The organism is Bacillus sp. ABA4_010 (assembly GCF_056159105.1).
Genome location: NZ_JBSWUN010000003.1, coordinates 240374 through 261569 on the forward strand (window position 1 = coordinate 240374; position 21196 = coordinate 261569).

At 39.0% G+C, this 21196-nt stretch carries 16 protein-coding genes and 1 other annotated feature; of the genes, 11 read left to right on the forward strand and 5 right to left on the reverse strand.

The genetic code is table 11. The annotated features are described in order from the left end of the window. Positions 1-150: 150 nt before the first annotated feature. On the forward strand, positions 151-1308 hold the full coding sequence (gene spoVID, locus ACXAEO_RS02365) for a stage VI sporulation protein D (protein ID WP_474877513.1): 1158 nt from the start codon (positions 151-153) through the stop codon (positions 1306-1308). Positions 1309-1393: 85 nt separating this feature from the next. Continuing rightward, on the forward strand, positions 1394-2497 hold the full coding sequence (ysxE, locus tag ACXAEO_RS02370) for a spore coat protein YsxE (protein ID WP_474877515.1): 1104 nt from the start codon (positions 1394-1396) through the stop codon (positions 2495-2497). On the opposite strand, the gene ACXAEO_RS02375 is transcribed toward ysxE, so the two are convergent. Continuing rightward, the gene (locus ACXAEO_RS02375) at positions 2479-2670 is read right to left on the reverse strand and encodes a hypothetical protein (protein WP_474877517.1); all 192 of its coding nucleotides are present in this window, start codon (positions 2668-2670) and stop codon (positions 2479-2481) included. The genes ysxE and ACXAEO_RS02375 overlap by 19 nt on opposite strands. A 212-nt stretch (positions 2671-2882) precedes the next feature. On the opposite strand from ACXAEO_RS02375, the gene ACXAEO_RS02380 reads away from it, so the two are divergent. The 5 genes from ACXAEO_RS02380 (at position 2883) to ACXAEO_RS02400 (ending at position 10591) form a co-directional block, all read left to right on the forward strand. Next, positions 2883-3269 (forward strand): hypothetical protein, encoded by a 387-nt coding sequence (locus ACXAEO_RS02380; protein ID WP_474877520.1) that lies wholly within the window; start codon positions 2883-2885, stop codon positions 3267-3269. A 72-nt stretch (positions 3270-3341) separates the two neighbouring features. Beyond that, a complete protein-coding gene (locus ACXAEO_RS02385) occupies positions 3342-4091 on the forward strand; it encodes a DUF4405 domain-containing protein (protein ID WP_474877523.1) in 750 nt (249 codons plus the stop codon). Between the two features lie 214 nt (positions 4092-4305). After that, positions 4306-4559: a binding site (T-box leader), on the forward strand. A gap of 44 nt (positions 4560-4603) precedes the next feature. Continuing rightward, positions 4604-7249, forward strand: a complete 2646-nt coding sequence (locus ACXAEO_RS02390) for a valine--tRNA ligase (RefSeq protein WP_474877525.1) — start codon at positions 4604-4606, stop codon at positions 7247-7249. A 110-nt stretch (positions 7250-7359) separates the two neighbouring features. Then, positions 7360-8655: a bifunctional folylpolyglutamate synthase/dihydrofolate synthase gene (locus ACXAEO_RS02395; protein ID WP_474877527.1), complete on the forward strand. Its 1296-nt coding sequence runs from the start codon at positions 7360-7362 to the stop codon at positions 8653-8655. Between the two features lie 181 nt (positions 8656-8836). After that, positions 8837-10591, forward strand: coding sequence for an IS1182 family transposase (locus tag ACXAEO_RS02400; protein ID WP_474877529.1), 1755 nt, complete (start codon positions 8837-8839; stop codon positions 10589-10591). On the opposite strand, the gene ACXAEO_RS02405 is transcribed toward ACXAEO_RS02400, so the two are convergent. Next, complete coding sequence (locus ACXAEO_RS02405) at positions 10513-11061, reverse strand: hypothetical protein (protein WP_474877532.1); 549 nt, start codon at positions 11059-11061, stop codon at positions 10513-10515. The two genes, ACXAEO_RS02400 and ACXAEO_RS02405, sit on opposite strands and share 79 nt — an antisense overlap. A gap of 141 nt (positions 11062-11202) precedes the next feature. Between ACXAEO_RS02405 and ACXAEO_RS02410 the strand changes: the two genes are divergently transcribed. Then, complete coding sequence (locus ACXAEO_RS02410) at positions 11203-14193, forward strand: VWA domain-containing protein (protein ID WP_474877534.1); 2991 nt, start codon at positions 11203-11205, stop codon at positions 14191-14193. Between the two features lie 30 nt (positions 14194-14223). On the opposite strand, the gene ACXAEO_RS02415 is transcribed toward ACXAEO_RS02410, so the two are convergent. The 3 genes from ACXAEO_RS02415 to ACXAEO_RS02425 are packed head-to-tail and all read right to left on the reverse strand — an operon-like array spanning position 14224 to position 17406. Then, on the reverse strand, positions 14224-16365 hold the full coding sequence (locus ACXAEO_RS02415; RefSeq protein WP_474877536.1) for a hypothetical protein: 2142 nt from the start codon (positions 16363-16365) through the stop codon (positions 14224-14226). Positions 16366-16376: 11 nt separating this feature from the next. Continuing rightward, a complete protein-coding gene (locus ACXAEO_RS02420; RefSeq protein ID WP_474877538.1) occupies positions 16377-16925 on the reverse strand; it encodes a type IV pilus modification PilV family protein in 549 nt (182 codons plus the stop codon). Beyond that, positions 16912-17406 (reverse strand): PulJ/GspJ family protein, encoded by a 495-nt coding sequence (locus ACXAEO_RS02425; protein WP_474877542.1) that lies wholly within the window; start codon positions 17404-17406, stop codon positions 16912-16914. Before ACXAEO_RS02425 ends, ACXAEO_RS02420 begins: the two co-directional genes overlap by 14 nt. 117 nt (positions 17407-17523) lie before the next feature. Here ACXAEO_RS02425 and ACXAEO_RS02430 point away from each other — a divergent pair, with 117 nt between their 5' ends. Genes ACXAEO_RS02430 through ACXAEO_RS02440 form a run of 3 tightly spaced genes read left to right on the forward strand, consistent with a single transcriptional unit; the run spans position 17524 to position 21182 of the window. Continuing rightward, complete coding sequence (locus ACXAEO_RS02430; protein ID WP_474877546.1) at positions 17524-18990, forward strand: hypothetical protein; 1467 nt, start codon at positions 17524-17526, stop codon at positions 18988-18990. Positions 18991-19009: 19 nt separating this feature from the next. Then, a complete protein-coding gene (locus ACXAEO_RS02435; protein WP_474877549.1) occupies positions 19010-19810 on the forward strand; it encodes a PRC-barrel domain-containing protein in 801 nt (266 codons plus the stop codon). A gap of 16 nt (positions 19811-19826) precedes the next feature. Beyond that, a complete protein-coding gene (locus ACXAEO_RS02440) occupies positions 19827-21182 on the forward strand; it encodes a hypothetical protein (RefSeq protein WP_474877551.1) in 1356 nt (451 codons plus the stop codon). Positions 21183-21196: the final 14 nt, after the last annotated feature.

Consider the following 21196-nt stretch of genomic DNA (forward strand, 5'->3'; position numbering starts at 1 on the left):
TGGTTCATAGCCGAAAATGATGGGAGCTCTTTTTCGTGTTGTCCGAATGCTCGCGCGATTTTCATAAAATATATACATAATTAAAGAACAAAGCTCATACGTTTTAATGACATCGACAATTGACAGATGTTTTGAAAGGAGGAGTAGGAGTTGACACAGGACAATCTATCATGCTTACGTTTTTCAATCGAAGAATCGATTTGGTTCCAAAAAGGACAGGAAGTGAGCGAGTTATTATCGATTTCATTAGATCCAAATATCTCCATCCAGGAAAATGAACAATACGTGTCCATCCGTGGGGCCTTGCGATTAACAGGTGAATATGAAATGGTTCAAAGTAATGATGAAGAGCAATCTTTACGTGAATATACGAATGGCAAACAAGTACATGAGGTACTGTTTCGAGAAGAAGACGGAATATCGCAATTCCAGCATCAATTTCCGCTTGATATTACGATACCGAAAAATCGGATTCAAAATATGGACGATGTTTATGTGTCGGTGGATATGTTTGACTATGATTTCCCGGCACAAGGCAATTTAAATTTAACAGCCGATCTTTCTATTACAGGTTTATATGGTGAGCAGCAAAGTGTAGCTCGTGTAGAAGAGGAAGAGCAGGAAGAAGCAGAAGTAGAACTTTTTGAAGAGGAAGAACAGGAAGTGCCTATTATGCAACAAACAGACGAGTCGGAAGGAAAGGAACTTGAACCTCTATACCGATATGAGGAAGAAGCGCCAGAGGAAGAAGAACCGCTCGCAGAGTTGACTCCATTGAGCGAGGAACAGCAAACGGAACAAAACATTTACCGATTGTCACCTGGGGACGTAACGTCTCATTTTGATGGCAGTGAAGTAGATGCTTCCACAGATGATGAGGTATATGAACCATTTGAAGTGGAAGTAAAGAAAGAGCAGGTGGAGGAGGAGGCTTCTGTTCCGACGTTTGAGCTAAGGGCGAAAAACATTATTCCTTTATGGGCAGAAGAACAGGTAGAAGCAGAGCAAAGAGAAGAAGCGAAAGAGCAGTATGTAGCGGCTGTTCAAAGCTCTGACTCCGAAGAAGAGAAGGAAAAGCCTGTCCGGAAAGAAAATGCGCTCTATTTGACACAGCTATTTTCGAAACATGACGAAGAGGATTTTTCTCGCTTGAAAATGTGCATTGTACAAAATGGCGATTCACTTGAGCAGATTGCAGAGCGCTATCATACAAACGTACAAAATTTGCTTCGAGTCAATAACATTGACGATGATTATGATTTATCCGAGGGAACCGTTTTAAACATTCCTGTTAGTTCGAAACATTGATAGACAAATTTGCATCAACCGCCGGGCAGTCTTTTCTTTTGCCTGCTCGGTTTTTTATAGACTTTTATAAAATGAGGGAAAGAGCGTGAGCCACGACAAAAACGTTCAGTACCAAGAATTATTGTATCCGTATCGTTTTCAGGTAGATTTTGTGGAGGATTATGGAAAGATTAAGAAGGTATACACAGATAAAGGTGTATTTGCATTAAAAAAGCTGGCTCGTTCTTCAAAGCAAGGAGCTCATTTCATTCAAACGATGGGAATCCTTTCTCAAAAAGGGTTCATGAAAATGGTTCGTCCTTATCGCACATATGATGGGGAATACATCGTTTATGATGGGGCGGATGCGTATTATGTGATGCCTTGGCTGCCGAATGAGCCAAAGGAAGAACGGGATAGCCGTTACCATAAGCTTTTTCAGGAGCTGGCGGATCTTCATTCTTTGACATTGCATGAATCAGAATTAAAACAAGAAGATGTAACGAAGCATTATGATTTATTGACGAAACAGTGGAAAGACCGAACGGACGATTTAGAAAAATATGTGGAGCAATGTGAAAAGAAAATTTACATGTCGCCGTTTGAATTGTATTTTTGTCTTGTGTATCATGAGTGCGCACAGGCGTTAGAGTTTGCTCGAACTAAACTTGATGATTGGTATGAAATAATGAAAGAAAAAGAAAAGGCACGTCTTGTGACCATTCATGGCAAGCTGTCTGCGAAACACTTTATCTATGATGAAAGCGGAAATGGCTATTTTATTAATTTTGAGCAAGCACGGGAAGCATCGCCTATTTATGATGTGATATCGTTTTATTTCCGCGCATTTAAAACATATCCGATTCAAAGCTATGAAAGCTATGAATGGTTTACGACATATGAACAGCGGTTTCCTTTAACCGAGGAAGAACTGCTTTTGCTATATAGTTATTTAGCCTTTCCAGAACTTCTCGTTAGGACGGTCGATCGTTACCGAAATGAGCGGTCCGCTCAAAAGGAAATGAAACATGTTCAAATGTTAACGGCTGCTTATTGGCAGATGAAAAACATTGAACAGCTACTCACACGAATTATGCAAGCAGAGCAACAAAAAAAGCAGCTGCCGAACAGGCAGCACAAGCGCAAGCCAATACGTAACGTTTGTTATGTATATGGCTTGTTTTTTTATGTCTATACCCATTCTAAATAAATGGCGGCAGCTAAAATAATCAGTAAGGTTAAAAGAAGTACATCAAAGGTTGTCGGGAAAAAAACGGTTCTCACCGTTTGAAAAAGAGTAAGAGGGATAATAAATTGAGCGAAAACAGCACTGGCATGGCGGGTCCACCGTTGAAATTTGTACGAATTAAACCGTTTTTTCATGCTATCTTGTCCTTTCTTCGTGAAATTTGCCTAGAGTATTGTATGAATGATTTGTGAAGTTGGTGAGGGGACCATTTAATCTATTAATAGCGAATGTGCGTTAACTTAATAAACATAAAAAATTCACTTCCCCTATTTTTTGTAGCACAAAAAATGATAAACTGTTTTTAGACAATATCGCTATGTTTGTGTAACGAATAAGGAGTGTTTACATGAAGCAAATTACCTTTTCTTCTTATGAAGAATTAGAGCAAATGTTGAAAGAGAAGTTTTATCAGAAAGCAAAGTTTGTCGGCTTAAGTGAGGAGGAAATGACTCAATCTACAAGCTACAAAAGGAAAGCGAAAGAACTGTGGGACAAGCATCATTGTGAAAAAATGATTGAACAGGATGGCGTTGCTGTATTAGATGTTTGGATGGATGAAAAAGGGAATAGGAAAACGAAAAGAGGTAGACCACGAAAGGAAGAGTCAGAAAAACTAAATTTCTCATTACATGTTCGATTAGATGAAGAGTCAATGGAAAAGCTAAACAATTATGCAAAGGAACATCATGTAGATCGTTCCACGGCAATTAGAATGATTTTGAAAAATTTATGAATCATGAAATAAGGGCTCTATTCATGATTCCATTACAAATAAACTCAAAGCTGTTTTTCAAGAGGGGTTAAAATGAGTATACAGCGTTTTAAATTTCGTTTTGATTTATTAATCGCTATTACATTTAGTTTACTATTTGCTCCGGCTGTCACGAGTGTAGCATTTCATGAAATCGCGAGTGTTTTACTAGGAGGAGCTTTCATTATTCATTTAGCTTTAAACAAAAAGTGGATTATTGAAATGAGCAAAAAAATATTTTCCAAAAAGATTAAAGGAAAATCATTATTTTCTTACGTATTAAATATGACGCTTCTACTAGATATGTTGATTGTCATGATAAGTGGATTATTAATTTCTGAAGTTATCTTACCTAATTTCAGGTATTTGACAAGTATAAATTGGCTTGCTCTTCATATCGGTTCTTCGGTCCTTGGACTACTAATAGTCGGAATCCATCTAGGCTTACATTGGAACTGGATTAAACAAATGGGAAGTCAGTACCCGAAATTGAAGAAACTATTTTCTTTTCGTAAACCATATAAGAAAATATTGTCCCGCACATTATTAGTCATCGGCACGATTTTTTTGTTCGTGCAAGTACTGAAACTGACTTTTGTAACGGTGGAATTTTTAAACGGTGCGCCGTCAGGACTTGAAGAAAGCGGAGGAGCTGAAGGAAACGATTTTTCTCTTGCACAGTTAGTAGGAGTTCTACCTGTTTTTACGATTTATTCATGTCTTTTGGCGTCCGTTGCTTTTTATACTCATTTATTAGAAAAGCGAACCATCGATAAGAAACATAGAAAAGCTTCACACATATAGAAGACCGTTCTTCATGTTTTTGAAGATTCCTTTGAATGGAAGTTTTCCACGTAAGAGTACAATTGTAGAGTGATTTTATGTAGAAAAGGATTAAACTTTATGTTGAAGAAGTTATTGTTTTTTTACATGGTGAATAGAACGTGAAAAAAATGGAGAAGCTTATTGACGATTGATAGATTTTTCATATAGTATAGTTACGAGACTTTATTATAGAAAAAACGCATTGATTGGGAAGAGTAGAGCTGTGTACGCCTTCAGAAAGAGAAATCCTTGGCTGTGAGATTTCTTAGGATGATACCGCTTGAATGTCGCCCATGAGCAACTTTTTTGAACGTGATGTGAGAATTGCATCTAAGTAGAAAAAGACGGGACAGACCGTTATCTGTTTAAGTGCATAAGCCAATCCATTTATTTATAAGGCTTATGAAAAAAGGTGGTACCGCGAAACTCACTCCTTTCGTCCTTTTATGTGATGAAAGGAGTTTTTTATTTATTTGATGGAGGTAAAGGAAATGGCAGAACAGGAAATCACCATGTCAACAAAGTATGATCCAAAAGCCGTTGAAGCCAACCGTTATCAATATTGGCTTGACGGAAAATTTTTCGAGGCAACAAATGATGAAGATAAACAGCCTTATACAATTGTTATTCCCCCGCCAAACGTAACAGGAAAGCTTCATTTAGGGCACGCATGGGATACAACGCTACAAGATATCGTTACACGCATGAAGCGTATGCAAGGATTTGATGTGTTATGGCTTCCAGGTATGGACCATGCTGGAATCGCGACACAAGCAAAAGTAGAAGAAAAGCTTCGTCATGAAGGGATTTCACGCTACGATTTAGGACGTGAAAAATTTGTAGAAGAAACATGGAAATGGAAAGAAGAGTATGCAAGCCATATTCGTGCACAATGGGCAAAGCTTGGCCTTGGTCTGGACTATTCCCGTGAGCGTTTTACATTAGATGAAGGTTTATCTAAAGCGGTTCGTGAAGTGTTCGTTACGCTTTATAAGAAAGGGTTAATTTACCGCGGAGAGTACATTATTAACTGGGACCCGGCAACGAAAACAGCGTTATCGGATATTGAAGTGATCTATAAGGATGTACAAGGTGCGTTTTATCATATGCGCTACCCGTTAGCAGACGGTTCGGGTCATATTGAAATTGCGACAACTCGTCCGGAAACGATGCTTGGTGATACAGCGGTAGCTGTTCATCCAGAAGATGAGCGCTATAAGCACTTAATCGGTAAAATGGTTGTTCTTCCGATTACAGGCCGTGAAATTCCAATTGTAGGCGATGATTATGTCGACATGGAATTTGGTTCAGGGGCAGTAAAAATTACACCGGCACATGATCCAAACGACTTTGAAATTGGGAACCGCCATAACTTAGAGCGCATTCTTGTCATGAATCCAGATGGCACAATGAATGACAAAGCGGGTAAATATGAAGGAATGGATCGTTTTGAATGCCGCAAGCAAATCGTACAAGATCTTCAAGAAGACGGCGTGTTATTCAAAATTGAAGACCATATGCACTCTGTCGGTCACAGTGAGCGCAGTGGTGCAGTTGTCGAGCCATACCTTTCTACACAATGGTTCGTGAAAATGCAGCCATTAGCGGATGCATCCATTGACTTGCAACAATCAGCTGAAGAAAAAGTAAACTTCGTACCAGAGCGTTTCGAAAAAACGTATTTACACTGGATGGAAAACATTCGCGATTGGTGTATTTCTCGTCAATTATGGTGGGGTCACCGTATTCCGGCTTGGTATCATAAAGAAACAGGCGAGGTTCATGTAGACCATGAGCCGCCGACAGATATCGAAAACTGGGAACAAGACACAGATGTATTAGATACATGGTTCAGCTCGGCTTTATGGCCGTTCTCAACAATGGGTTGGCCAGATACAGAGTCTGTTGACTATCAACGTTTTTATCCAACAGATGTATTAGTGACAGGGTATGACATTATTTTCTTCTGGGTATCCCGTATGATTTTCCAAGGACTTGAGTTTACAGGCAAACGTCCATTTAAAGATGTGTTAATTCACGGACTAGTACGTGATGCCCAAGGACGTAAAATGAGTAAATCACTAGGAAACGGTGTAGATCCGATGGAAGTGATTGATCAGTACGGTGCGGATTCTTTACGTTACTTCTTATCAACAGGTTCTTCACCTGGTCAAGACTTACGTTATAGCACAGAAAAAGTTGAAGCAACATGGAACTTTGCGAACAAAATTTGGAATGCTTCCCGTTTTGCGTTAATGAACATGGATGGCTTAACGTATGAGGAAATCGATTTAAGCGGTGAAAAATCGGTTGCAGATAAATGGATTTTAACTCGTTTAAATGAAACGATTGAAACGGTAACAAAGCTAGCTGATAAGTATGAATTCGGTGAAGTGGGCCGCGTTCTTTATAACTTCATCTGGGATGATTTCTGTGACTGGTATATTGAAATGGCGAAGTTGCCGCTTTATGGCGAAGATGAAGCAGCGAAGAAAACGACTCGTTCAATTCTTGCTTATGTATTAGACAACACAATGCGTCTTTTACACCCATTCATGCCGTTTATTACCGAGGAAATTTGGCAGAACTTGCCGCATGAAGGCGAATCCATTACCGTAGCGAAATGGCCGGAAGTTCGTACGGACTTAACGGATACTGAAGCAGCGGAAGAAATGCGTCTACTTGTAGATATTATTCGCGCAGTGCGTAATATCCGTGCAGAAGTGAATACACCAATGAGCAAGCAAATTAAGCTTCATATTAAAGCAAAAGATGCTAACATCCAAGGACAGCTTGAAAAAAATCGGGCTTACGTAGAGCGCTTCTGTAACCCAAGCGAACTTGTAATCGCAACGGAAGTGGAAGCGGCAGATAAGGCGATGAGTGCGGTTGTTACAGGTGCGGAGCTAATTTTACCACTTGAAGGCTTAATTAATGTGGAAGAAGAAATTAAGCGTCTTGAAAAAGAATTAGACAAGTGGACAAAAGAAGTTGAGCGCGTTCAAAAGAAATTAAGCAACCAAGGCTTTATTGCAAAAGCGCCAGCGAATGTAATTGAAGAAGAGCGCAAAAAAGAAGCAGACTATGTGGAAAAGCGTGCGTCAGTGGAAGCGCGTATTGCAGAGTTAAGAGGATAACTAGAAAAGACATTGCCTGTACGGCAGTGTCTTTTTTTTATATAATTAGTCTCTAGTGAAAATAAAAATATCAGCATGGAACTATAGATAGAAGGGTGAAGGGGAGCAGGATGAAGACTTATATAGAAGCGTTAGAATGGATACACAATCGGCTTCGTTTTGGGATTAAGCCTGGATTGGAACGAATGGCGTGGATGCTTGAGCAATTAGGAAATCCTCATCAAAATATGAAAGCTATTCATGTGGCGGGAACGAATGGGAAAGGATCGACCATTTGCTATTTACGCAACATGTTGCAGCAAGCTGGTTATCATGTTGGTACCTTCACATCGCCATATATCGAGACGTTCAATGAGCGCATTAGCGTGGATGGAAAGCCCATTTCTGATGAAGAGATGGTGGCGCTTGTAAACGCGGTACGCCCTGTTGTTGAACAACTCGAAGCGACCGATTTAGGGGAAGCGACAGAGTTTGAAGTAATCACCATTATGGCGTTTTACTATTTTGGCCAATTGAACGAACAGGACTTCGTTATTTTTGAAGCGGGGTTAGGCGGCCGATTGGATTCAACGAATGTGTTACACCCAATCTTAACGATTATTACAAACATTGGATTTGATCATACACATATTTTAGGTGACACAGTAGAAGAGATTACGAAAGAAAAAGCAGGCATTATGAAACCGGGCGTGTCGCTCATTTCCGCTGTTGAACAAAAGGAAGCACAAGCCATTTTATTTGAAACCGCTAATGAAAAACAAGCGTCTCTCTATATATTAGGAAATGATTTTGACATTGTTTCTTATGAAACATTGCCGTTAGGCGAAACGTTTTCGCTTCACATGCCAAATGAAACGTTAAATGATTTGACCATTACGATGATGGGTTATCACCAAGTGAAAAATGCCTCACTCGCTGTGAGGGCAGCTCGTTATTTACAGGAAAACGGACAAGCCGTCATTGCTGAAAAACATATTCGTGACGGGCTGCGCGAAGCTAAATGGATCGGACGATTTGAAACAATGAGTGACGATCCACTTGTCATCATTGACGGTGCGCATAATCTTCAAGGGGTTGAAAGCCTTGTTTCAACATTGAGGCTCCATTACGAAGATAAAAAAATTCATATGATTTTTAGTTGTTTAAAAGATAAAGAGGCAAAGGATATGATTGAAAAGTTGGAGGATATCGCGGCTTCCATTACCTTTACAAGCTTTGACTTTCCAAGAGCGTACGGGGCGAAAGAACTATACGAAATGATGCCGAAAGAGACAATATCATTTGAAGAAGATTGGAAACGAGCATTAACAGAAGCGAAAGAAAAACTGAACAAAGAGAACGAAATACTTGTTGTTACCGGGTCACTCTATTTTATTTCGAAGGTAAGGGAGTATTTACTTAAATAACGAAATGAGGCTGGGACAAAACCCAGCTAATTAAAATGAAAACAGCCGAGGGGAACCAATTTTGGTTCCCCTCGGCTGTTTTCGAATCTATTTATGTTTTTTCATTTTATAAAAGAAACAAAGGACAACTTCTGATAGAATTAAGTTACCACACAAAATCCAAATCGAAAGAAGTGTCCTTATGTTTAAAGATTATAACATGAATCAAGTGATTTTGCCTTTAGATTTAGAAAGAAAACTTCAAGAAAATGATATAGCTTTCACCATCCATCACCTGGTCGAACAAATTCCAGACGAAGCCTTCACTGGCTTCTTACGAAAGACAGGGTGTCCTGCCTATCATCCGCGCATGATGATGAAAGTCATTTTATGTGCCTACACACAGTCCGTTTTTTCCGGAAGAAAAATGGAAGCCCTTCTCAAAGATAGCGTGCGCATGATGTGGTTAGCGCAAGGTTACGAGCCAAGCTATCGAACCATTAATCGATTCCGTGTTCATCCGGAAGTTCAAGTCCTTTTGCGTGAGTGTTTTGTGCAATTTCGTTGTCAATTGATTGAAGAGAATGAAATTGACCATGAAGCCATCTTTATTGACGGAACAAAGGTGGAGGCAAATGCCAATAAGTTTACGTTTGTTTGGCGCAAGTCCATTGAAAAGTACAGCGCAAGCCTCGTTGACAAGTCCAACCAACTGTATGACGAACTAGTGGAAAAAGAAATCCTTCCACAAATCGAACGAGAAAGCTCTGACGAACTTTCCGTTGAAGAACTTTCTCTTCTCACCAAAAAGCTAGAGAAAAAAGTCGAAGAATTTAATCAAAAAATTGAAGCGAGTGAAGACGTTAGAGAGCGAAAACAATGGCGTTCAAATCGGAAAGAACCTAAGAAAGCTCACAAACAATTTCAAGATTTTTTAAGACGGAAACAGAAGTATCAAAAAGATATGGAAATCTTTGAAGAACGGAATAGCTATTCAAAGACCGATCACGATGCCACGTTTATGCGTATGAAAGATGATTACATGAAAAATGGGCAACTGAAGGCCGGTTATAATGTGCAAATTGCGACCGAAGGTCAATATACACTCGCTTATGATGTGTTTCCAAATCCAACAGATACACGTACTTTGCGTCCATTTTTAGATCAGATTCAGCGCCATTTCTTTGAACTTCCTCCCTATATTGTGGCAGATGCAGGCTATGGAAGTGAAGAAAACGATCAAGATGTGTTTGAGAATCGTAAGCGTACGCCACTGATGACGTACAGTACCTATCGTAAAGAAAAAACGAAGGGTGTAAAAAACGATCCTTTTTACACAGCCAATTGGGATTACTGTGAAGAACATGATTCGTTTACGTGCCCCAATGGTCAGCGTTTAACGTTTCGTTATGAATCCCACCGCACCGATCGTTATGGATTTAAACGGTCATTCAAGGTTTATGAATGTGAAGACTGTTCAGGTTGCCCCTTCCGTTCCCAATGTACCACAGCGAAGGAAGGAACTAATCGGAGAATCTATTATAATGAAAAGTGGGAACAACAAAAGAAAATGATTCAACAGCTGCTTTCAGAGGAGAAAACGGGTAAAATCTACGGAAAACGTAAGGTTGACGTAGAACCAGTTTTTGGATATCTGAAGGCTAATTTGCGTTTCACACGAATGTCCGTAAGGGGCAAAGAGAACGTGAAAAACGAATTAGGGTTTGCGTTCATGGCGGTGAACTTGCGAAAGTACATCGCCTCGAACGCAAATTTAGCACGGATCACTAGAACAAACCAACCAAAAAAGGGTTCGAATCATCAAAGTGCGATGATTCGAACCCTTTTTCCTTATTTTCGGCTAGTTATGTCCCAGCCTCATTTCACGTATATGTCATTAGCAAGCGCGATTAAAGCTTGTTTATTTTCTTCCTCTGTAAAATTGGCATTGTTATAAGAGATGAAATATTCATACCCATCTTTTTTCCAAGTTAACATAAGCGCAATTTTTCCCTCGTGCTCTTGGACAAATCCGTTCATAAAGTAAGCAACTGTACCGTCTTTGAGTGTTAATTCTTCAATATTATCCCCACTCATTTTGAAGTCGCTTAGTTCATTTGAATAACTGATATAAATGAACCCATCATCTTTATTTTTGGGGGTAGCATTAAGGATAAAGGTTTCTTTTGCTTGATCTTTCTTGTTTTCTATGACTGTGTAAGTTTGATCAGCTGCTTCAATTGGCAATGTTTTTGGAATAGAAGGGGTAAATGCTATTTCTTCAGTCGCTTTAGCAAGGTCGTCTGTTTTAAACTCATTGTGAGTATTAGGTGGTGCTACAGTTGAATTGGCACGTTCAGTATCCTCGTTTTTTTGACAGGCTGTAACTAAAAGGATAGCTGCCAATAAAAGATAGAATGGTTTCAACGGTTGATCGCTCCTGTCTGAAAAAATGTTTAAATTTGTCCGTTTATGAAAAATGGATGCTATAATATGCTTATAAGACTAGTAAAAAAATCATAGTTTATTTGTTTATTATAGTATAAAGAATAAAAGAGAGGGAACATTATGGCGCTAAAAAAAATTGGAAGGTATTTGTTAAGTGCGTTATTGATTGTATTTGTCCTTGTCCCATCTTTTGCGTCAGCATCACAGAACGTTAGCCCATCTTTAGAATACAACGTAAAAGCATTGCCGAATGAGTATATGCTGAATCAAGATGGAAAAGCGCAAGGGAAGATGGATATTGAGTTAATTCCAAAAGGAACGGCAAAAGGGGAAAATAGGCAGCCAATTGATGTTGTGTTCGTGTTTGACAAATCAGGCTCTATGGCCAATGTTGTGGATGATACCATTTGGCAGCAATTTTCAACTCCGTTTAAGCAATGTAACTGGTATACATGTTGGTATTCTTATTATGATTCAGATGTTTCAAAGTTTTTGCAAGCCAATCCAACTATTAATGAAGCCTTTCAATTTTATTTGCAAACATACCCAACTCCAAGTGATTCTTTATCGAAAAAATTTGAGAGTTTTAGTAAAGTAGATAAACTACAAAGTGCTAAAAATGCTGTGACAGAAGCCTTAAAGAACTTGGGGAGCAATTCTCAGGATAACTTACAACTACTTCCTTTTGATGCCGACATAGGCAGTCCCTTTAATTTGAAGACAAATATTCAAAAATTGTATGCGTTGGAAGCGAACGGTGGTACAAACTACGGGGCGGCTTTACAAAAAGCATATGATTTGCTGAAAGATTCGACTCGCAATAAATATGTTATTTTTCTAACAGACGGATTTCCTACAAATTATTATGAAAAAAGTGTAAAGGTAAATGACCATTTCTACGAAATGGCAAGTAGCTGGTCAAGCTGGTATGTGACAAACAGTCGAAAAAAAATAAATGCGACTGTAGATGTTTATTATGATAATAATGGTTCAAGAAATTACGCCTACTTTGATTATAATGGAAAACGGTATTATTACGGTGAAGCAGAAAATAAAATTAAAAGCGCAATTGTAGATAAAACAAAACAATTAGCATCAAAAAAGATTAAAATGTATTCCATCGGTTTTGGAGGAAACAATGATCTTGACCTTAACTACTTGGATCAATTATCCAATTTAACAGGATTGAACGCTGTTCAAGGAACGAGCCAGAACATTAATACAGTGTTTCGAAATATTTCCGATGAAATTAACCAATTAGCGCTATCTGAAATACAGTTGCGCATAAAGCTTTTACCGAATGTAGCGGTACAAAGCGGCTCCAATGTGTTGGTTGAAGACGGCTATGCCGTCATTAATATGAATAATGTGCCATACACAGTCGATCAGCCCGCACCTCAAGGCACATCTTATACGCTGCCTTTAGAGTTTAGCGCTAATGGTACTTATGTGTTTGACGATATCAAGCTGACATATAAGGACATTCAAGGAAATGTTTCACAGCCAGTGTCTCATCCACCAGTTACAGTTTATGTCAAACCTAAAACAGCCCCTTCCTTTGAAGGTACAATGAGTTATCGTGATAGTGAAGATGTAGGAAATTTGCTTAAACTAGGAAATGCCAATTCTGACAAAAATCGCTTTCATGTTGATTACTCTTTAAAACCATTGGAAGGATTTTTAGCTGCCGAAGATAAAGGGACGTTATCAACTATTCGAATCGTACAAACGTTGCCAAAAGGATTTACCGTGCTTAATGCAGATGGTACGAATATAAAAGTGGTGAAAAACGGCGAGACAACAGAAGTAGAAATGAAATTTCCGAATGTGACCTATACAAATAAGTTGTTCAGTCCGAGTACTGCCCAAAAAGTTTCCTTGCAATTACAGGCGGACTGGGCTATGAATCAAAAGCTTCCGAACCCGGTTGCTAAATATAATGACAGCAACTTTGGGAATAAAGAATTATCAATTCAAGCGCCGTCTAAAGACATCTCCATGTTAGTAAGATTAATAGATGGTTCAACGACTTATGAAGGAAATCGATTTGGAAAAATTACTAAAATATTAAATAACACAAAAGTGGATGATACAACATTAACAGTCGCGCAGGAAGAACAAAATGGTCCTGTCAAATCCATAATATATAAACAAGGAAGCAACAATCAAATTGTAGAAATTGTCTATTCCAATGATAAAACTGCCTATGCATATCTCACTCCGGATTTTGAAATCATTGGTGAAAAAGATGCAGATGCAACTGGAAATGTGTACAAAGATAAAGTGAAATTTAAACTGTCTCAATTAGTGACAGGGAATAATGTCACATATCAGTATCGTATAACCGACTCGAAAGGTTCTACACAGTGGACGGCATTCAATAAAACAGATGAAGTATTCGTTGATAAAACTGATACGTTTACAATTGAAGTTCGAGCAACTGGCGGTTTTGCGAAAGAAAATGTCATCATTAGCAAAACCATTACAGTCGGTAAAAAAGTGACGTCTATTCAAATTGAACCGAATCCGGTCGTACTGACAATTGGTCAATCGACAAGTTTAAGAGCGATTATTCAGCCTGACGATGCATTTGATAAACGAGTAGAATGGTCCAGCTTGAACTCCCTTCTTGTTCAAGTAACAGATAAAAACAATGGGATGATTAAAGCAGGGCTAATTCCTGGTGAGACGAGAGTGAAAGTGAAAGCACTCGATGGCAGTAATGCTGAAGCATATGTTAATGTTACGGTCCGTTTATTAGGCTTAGAAAGTATGAATTTCAAATACCCTTCTATTACGCTTGAACCAAACGAAGAAGTAGAAGTGAAAAGTTTGCTGACATTCAATCCGAGCGTGGGTGTGAATACAAACCTTGCAAAAGTTGTCACAGCACCAGAAAACTCAGAAGCTGTCAACGTGACTCAAAAATCCAATGGAGAATGGGTGATCCAAGCGACAGACGATTCTGGTTATGCGACAGTGACAGCAACAGCTGAGGAAAAGAAAAGCAATGGACAAACGATCGAAGATAGCATCGTTGTCATTGTTAAGAAAAGTAGTTCCGGTTCTGGAGATAACGGTAATAACGATACGCCAAATGGAAAATGGTAAAAAAAGTCGCGGTATGCTCCGCGACTTTTTTTATTCAATCATGGTGTGATCAGGGATAACTTGTAAAGAATTAACTAAAGGAAGGGCATCTATTTTTTTTAGGAGAACTTGTTTGTCATACTTCACATTAAATCGTGAATATTTATCCGCTTGCTTAATCGCTTCTCCACCACCTGTTTTCACCATTGTGAGCAAACTTTCTTCATTTTCCGCATCACCGCGTACAGCATTTATTGTCAATTTCTTTTTAGAGAAAATTCCTCCGTCAATGTAAAACATAGAACCGACACCAAAAAGTTCTGCACGGTTTTCCGTATAGAAAAAGCCTTTTAACGAAGCAATATTTCCTTTATTAAGAGGGGTGAATTCATTAATCCGATTAATCGCCAAATCTTGCTTAGACAGTAAAATTAATTCCCCTGCTTGTCCTTCTCCAGTTTGGGCTGCTTTAATATTAACGTTAGAAATAAGCGATTTTCCAAGTGTGTAAACGACAGAATTAAAATGGGTAGTATCATTTTCTGTTTGTCCGTTATCGTCATTGCCAATAATAGAAAAGCTGCCGGCTGTAATGACATTTCCTGTAACAGCGATTGTACTATCAAGCGGTCTTAAAAGGACATCTCCACCAATAAAGGCTGGTGCATCCCATATCATATCGGTATTAACACCTGTATTCTCTAACGAAAGTTTGCCGCTTGTTACAATCGGATTACTTAGAAGGACATCTCCCGACTTGTTAATAATTTCAATGTTGTCCGCAAGAATTGCACTGGCATTTTCATAATTAAGTTTAATCGTCCCACCAGCTTCGTTAATAATCCGAATGGTTTTAGAGGATGCCAATTGCTCGGAGATATCAATGATCCCTCCTTTATTATAAATGGTGATATTACCATTAGCGAAGAGCTTGTCTGCCTTTAATATTGAATTCCCATAGTTTGAGATGGTTAAGTTTCCATTTACGAACAATCCATTCGATAAGGTTAAATCTTGAATGCTGTTTAAAGAAAGGTCACCAATAACGTTTAAACTGCTGATGATATTATTTTGAACGTTTGATAAATCAAAACTGCCTTTTACAATGTTTCCAGCAATTTGACTTTTGACAATACTTAAATCAAGTTGAGTATCCCCCCCTAGTAGAAGGGTATTTAAAAGGTCACTGATAGTAATGGTGCTTTGGCTGTTTTGAGGGACGATTCCGTCCACATAGCTGCCAATTTTTGTGTTCAGACTGTTTTGTATCGCTTCAGCAGGATTGGCCGATGTTTCATCAATTTTTATTTCGTTTACAGCAAGAGCAGAAGCTGAAGTTTGTAAAAATTCGTTTGTGCGCTCTTCAAAGGTTCCATTAAAGTCAATCTCAATAAAGTTGCTGTCATTTTTAACCGTCGGTGCTTGTTGTTTATAAAAATAATCAGCAAGTTTTTCTAGCTTGATTGAATTTGTAGCTGCATTAACAAAAGGATTGGCTGAATTAGAATAAACGTCTCCAATAATTTCAGGATAAGGAGTAAAAATATATTCTGGATCTTCTGTAGCGGAGCGGTTGGATGGCCAGAACTGGGCTAACTGGTCAACTTGAAGCCGCTGGGCATAGATGTTTCCTTCTACTGTTGGGGAGCCATTTAAAATAAGACCGCTGTCTTCGTCATCTCCTAATGACCCGACTGCGTATTGTAAAAAGCTTGGTAAGGGCGATAAAATCACTCTTTTTTTAACGGTTCGTGTAATCTCTCCTTCATTTTCCTCTGGATTTGTGGTGATCAATGTAATCTCGAGCACTTTTGTCAGCAAATTAGAGACGTTAATCCCATACTCACTGCTCACATCGTTAATCTCGACACTTTTAATGCCATCCGATTGATATTGAACGTCATTGTATTTTCCTTCTAGATTTCCGAGCAAATTGTTCAAATGATCTTTAAATAAAGGACTTTCTAAAATATTGGCGGGCAACTTTTCTTCAGACAGTTCGAGACGTAAGTCTGCAATCATTTGTTCGAGCACTTTTTTTGTTTCGTACGTAATATTAATGTCTGTCTCGCGAAGTTCGGTTCGTATGCTTCCTTGTAAAGAGGCGGCAACGACCGTTAATCCAATGATACCTATCATTGTTGCCACCAGCATTGTTATGACTAATCCATATCCTTTTTCATTTTTTATCATCGTTATCACCACTAAAATCCAAATTTACTTTCCAAATAAAGTGGCTCGTTTAAGCCAGCATCATTAATGATTAGCTTGAGATCAATAACCCCATTAGCGCAACCAGAGCACGTACTTGAAAGGGTAGAACCGGTAAAATCACCTTGAGCATCAATGTTGTTGTGATCAATTTGAAACTTCTGTTTTCCACTTGCATCTTGTATTAGTTCAATTCGGGTGATGGTTTCTGTTTTTGCTTGCTCTTCAACATCATAGACCGTTTCGTTATCTTTTTGATAAGGGGTAAAGCCGAGCGATTCATTATCCACTAATTCAATACAATTGGCATTGCTGCTACAGTCACGAACTTGGTCGAACTCTCCAGAGTTTAGTTCATTCATGATCATCGTCACTACATAATCAGCATCATCCCTTAGTTGTCCTTCAATTCCAATTTTTTTAGCAATTCCAATACCATTGGCGAGCACATTGTAAACAATGGTCATGACAATGGTCATGACGACAAAAGTAGCGAGTAATTCCATCAACGTTACGCCTCGCTCGTTTTTAACGAGTTTCACGAATATCTTCACTTACAATCGTCCCTTCAAGAGAAGTTGAAAAATCCTGACCATTTCGTTCCCAATCTACTTGCACGGTGATGGGAATTAAATAAGGATCATAATCAGTAGAGGATTCTGGTCCGTATGAAACTGTAATATCAAAACTGGTGTTATTAAGGGAGATAAAAGTACAGGACGGAGGCGGCAGTAAATAATCTGTATATTCATATTCATTGTTGCATATGAAAATTTTAAGCTGTTTGGAGCTATCTCTATTAAAGGTTTCTTTCATTTCCATGAAACTTTGTTTTTCCATAAATGACATCGCATTCCGTGCGACATTAATGCCAACGGTTTTGTTTTGGTTCATGCTTGTATAGGAGTAGGCTTGAGAGAAAAATTGCATGGCTCCTGTAAATAAGATGGTAAGGATAACGAGTGAAACGAGAACTTCAACGAGTGTCATCCCTCGTTCATTCCCAAATTTTTTCTTTCTCATGCTGCCTCTCCCTTCTTTTAAATTACAACGGATTATTATACAATAAGTTAGAAATGATATTGACAGATTTAGAGCTTTTTCGTCAATTTTTAGTTGTTTATTAGGATGTGATGAGAATTGGCCGTTTTTCTTTCAACAAGCATTGCCGCTGTTAGTTTATTTTTAGCTCTTTATTTTTTTCTAGCTTCTTACAGCAAAACAGGAAAGCTTCTTGTGTTCGTCGCGGCTTGCTTATTGACGTTGGCAGCGATAGGAGCTGGTACTTTTTTACCACTATGGAACGTTGCCGTCATCTTACTCGTCTTAATTTTAGCAGTTTCGTACTTACTTAGTAAACGGGTGGAACTGGTAAAACTTCAAGAACAATGGGAAGAAGAGACTATTGGATTTGAAGAGGCTGCTTTAGGGGCGGCGGAAGACGAAAATGAGGATGGCCAAAAAGAAATGTTAGTAGATGACAGCATCCCGCTTGCAAAGGAAATGGCTAAAGAGCGTGACGAAGCGGAGGAGCAAGATGTTGCTTTTCCTATCGAAATGGCCAATATTTTGGAAGAGCGTGTGCAGGAGTCGAAGGATGAGGCCGATATGGGAACGTCCGATGAACATAAACAGCCCGATGATGAAAGCATGCAAGAACCTTCTCTTTTACTAGAACAAAACAAGAGCGTCGTAGAAGAGTCGAATGATACAGGTGAAGACTACATCGAAGAATTAAACTTTATCGAGCAAAGAGATGAAGAACGTCCGATGATTTTGACCGAATCATCAGATAAACAAATGGAAGATGTCTCGCGTGCCGATATGCCTTTAGTAGAATGGAGAAATAAGGAGATTGAACCGCCAGTCACGAACCATTACAATCTAAATGAAGAATTAGACGAAAGTCTGTCCAATGATTCGGAAGAAAGTGAATTACATGGTGAAGGCGAGGAACAATGGCCGGAATTAGATGCTGATCTTTTAGCACTGTTTGAAGAAGGGCAACATAAAGAGATGGAAGATGTGTCCTTGTCCTACGATGAGGAAGAACAATCTATGTTTCCATTAGAAAAAGAACTGCTTGCTGAAGAGGAAGAGAGTACAAGCAAGGACATGCCTTCTCATGAAGAAGCCGTGTACACAGAACTTATGGAATTTGTGGGAGCGGATGTAGAAGAGCTGGAATTCGATGTCACTCCAAATAGGGCCAACAATGATCACGAAGAGGTTATGGAAGAACAGCAAGAAGAACTGGCTGTTTTAGAGCCGGACCTAATGGAGGAGCTAGTGGAAGAAACCGTTTCAGACCAGAGCAGCTCTCCTGTTCTTCATCAAGCATTATGGAATATCGTGCTCGAACAATTGCAATTATATAAACAAATCCAAACGCCGGATGAGCATGAACAACTTTTAAAAGAGTATTTATCCGCAGATCTTTCTGACCATGAGCATTATATGGTAGCGTCTATGCTTGTTCGTCATTATACAGAGCAGCAAAAACAGGAAAAAGCGCAACAACTGCTTGAGCAATTGCAGCATATGTATGCACGCTATCCAGTTTTGTTGGAGGAATTAAATTATTTAAGTTTGCTTATAAACAACTAGAAGTGGGTGTAATAAAACAATGAAAAAAAGTACTGAAGTGATTAAACTCCCGATTATTAGCATTTCTGCAGGGGACCAAATTGGACAGGTTAACAGCTTGGTCATCAATCCCGATAAATTTTCCGTCGACTTTTTAACAATTCAAAAGGAAGATTGGCAAATTAGTGTGAAAGCCATTCCATTCAAAAAAGTCATTGGTGTCGGAGAATATGCTGTGACGGTAGAAAATGAAAGTGCCATTATTGATTTGAATGAAATTCCGATTGCCAATGAGCTGTTGAATAAAAAAGTCGGCATCATTGGTTCGAAAGTCATGACCCGAAAAGGAGAACTTTTAGGGGAAATTTTGGAATATTATATCAATGATGATAATGGCGATTTGATGGGACTGAACTTAAAGGCAGGAGATAAAAATGTTATTTTGCCGATTAGCAGTGTCATTACACTCGGGAAAGAAATGGTTATTGTAAACGAGCATGCGAAAGAATCATTTTTAACGAAGGCTGAGCAACTTCATGAGACCGTTGCCTCATCTGAGCAAGACGCTCCGATGGCTGAACAACAACCCGTATGGGATGAAGTGGAAGAGTTGCTTCCAGTAAAAGAAGTTGAACAAGAAAAGCCAAAAGAACAAATCGAGCTGTTGAAATCGAAGCAGGCGGAATTGCTGATGAATAAAAAAGTAACAAAAAATATTTATAACAAACAAGGAGACCTTCTCTTTAAAGAAGGAGCAATTTTGACAGAAGAGGATATTATGAAGGCGCAGCAATCAGGCCCAAGTGTTTTCGTCGAACTATCAATGCATGTTACGGAGTAGTTAGGAGGCATTAAGTGTGAGAAATGACAACTTTCTCCGCATTTTTCTTTTGTTGACGTTATGTACGGGTTATTTAGTTAGTTTCTCACATTTAGGTGTCTTTGCGTATGAACGGTTTTTTAGTTCTGGCGGTTCATACGCAGACGGAACGATGATTGGCAATATTCCGGCTGCAGGGGTGTCAAATGAGGCTTTAAGCCAACAGCTTGCGGCAGATATAGAGATTTGGCAAGAAACGAATAGCATAACGGTTCGCTACAAGGAAAAGGCGGAAACTTTGCCTGAGGAAATTTTTTCCTTCAATGTTGAAGACAGTATCCTCAAAATGGAGAGCGGACAAAGAAATCCGATTTCTGTCCAAATTGATGACGAGCTGCTAAATCAGTTTTTGCGTTATTTCTCCAGTGAGGAAGAGGTGGAAAAAATGAACAGCACTCAGTTTAAGGAAGATTTATATAAACAAGCCGCCTTTTTGAATACGAATCAGAGAGAGTACCGACTTGAAGCCTACGCGACTGCTAGTACGACAGAGCCAGTCGTTATCTCGCAAGCCGTGGTGTCGAGTGATGCGATTGGTAGTGACGAGCTCTCTACATGGATGGAAAAAATTAAAGCCATTGAAATTGGACCGAACGAACAAATTTCATTGTTAGACGTGGTCGAAAAGGCAGGTCTATCAAATCCTTCGAACGAGCTTTTAAGTTTAGTAGGGTCGTCTATCTATCAAACGATTATAAATTCAAATTTTGATATTTTGGAGCGCCATATAAGCAGGCAGCTGCCGAAAGGAATTGAGCCGGGCTTTGAAGCGAGGGTTGTTAACAAAAAGCAGGACCTCGTATTTTTTAATCCTAATTTAATCCCGTATGTATTATCGTTTGAAGCAATTAATAATGGAGTGAAAACAACTCTTCAAGGTGAACCGCTCTTTTATCGCTATGAAGCTATTGTGAAAGATATCCAAACATTTGAACCGAAAACGATTGTTCAATACAATGCGGCATTTCCTCCTAATGTCCGTAACATTGAAGAAATGGGCAAAGAAGGAATGGCAGTGAAAGTGTACCGCCATGCAGTAGGGGAAGAAGGTCCAATTGAAACGGTTCTCCTTGCGGAAGATTTCTATCCGCCTGTCCATATGATTGAACAGCGAGGATTTAAAGTAGAAGATGAACAAGAAAACGTCGTAAACCATTCGTCTGACAGCACAGAGCCAGTGGAAGCACAGGCACCAGCTAGTAGTGTGAAAACAGATGAAGAAGGAAAGACCGGTGCTTCTGAAGAACCGGTAGCCGCTGACGAAAAAGAAAATACGGAAAATCAGGTGTCTGAAACTGCTACCCGTAAAATTGATCCGTTGGAGAAACCATAAGCTAACAATGGAGG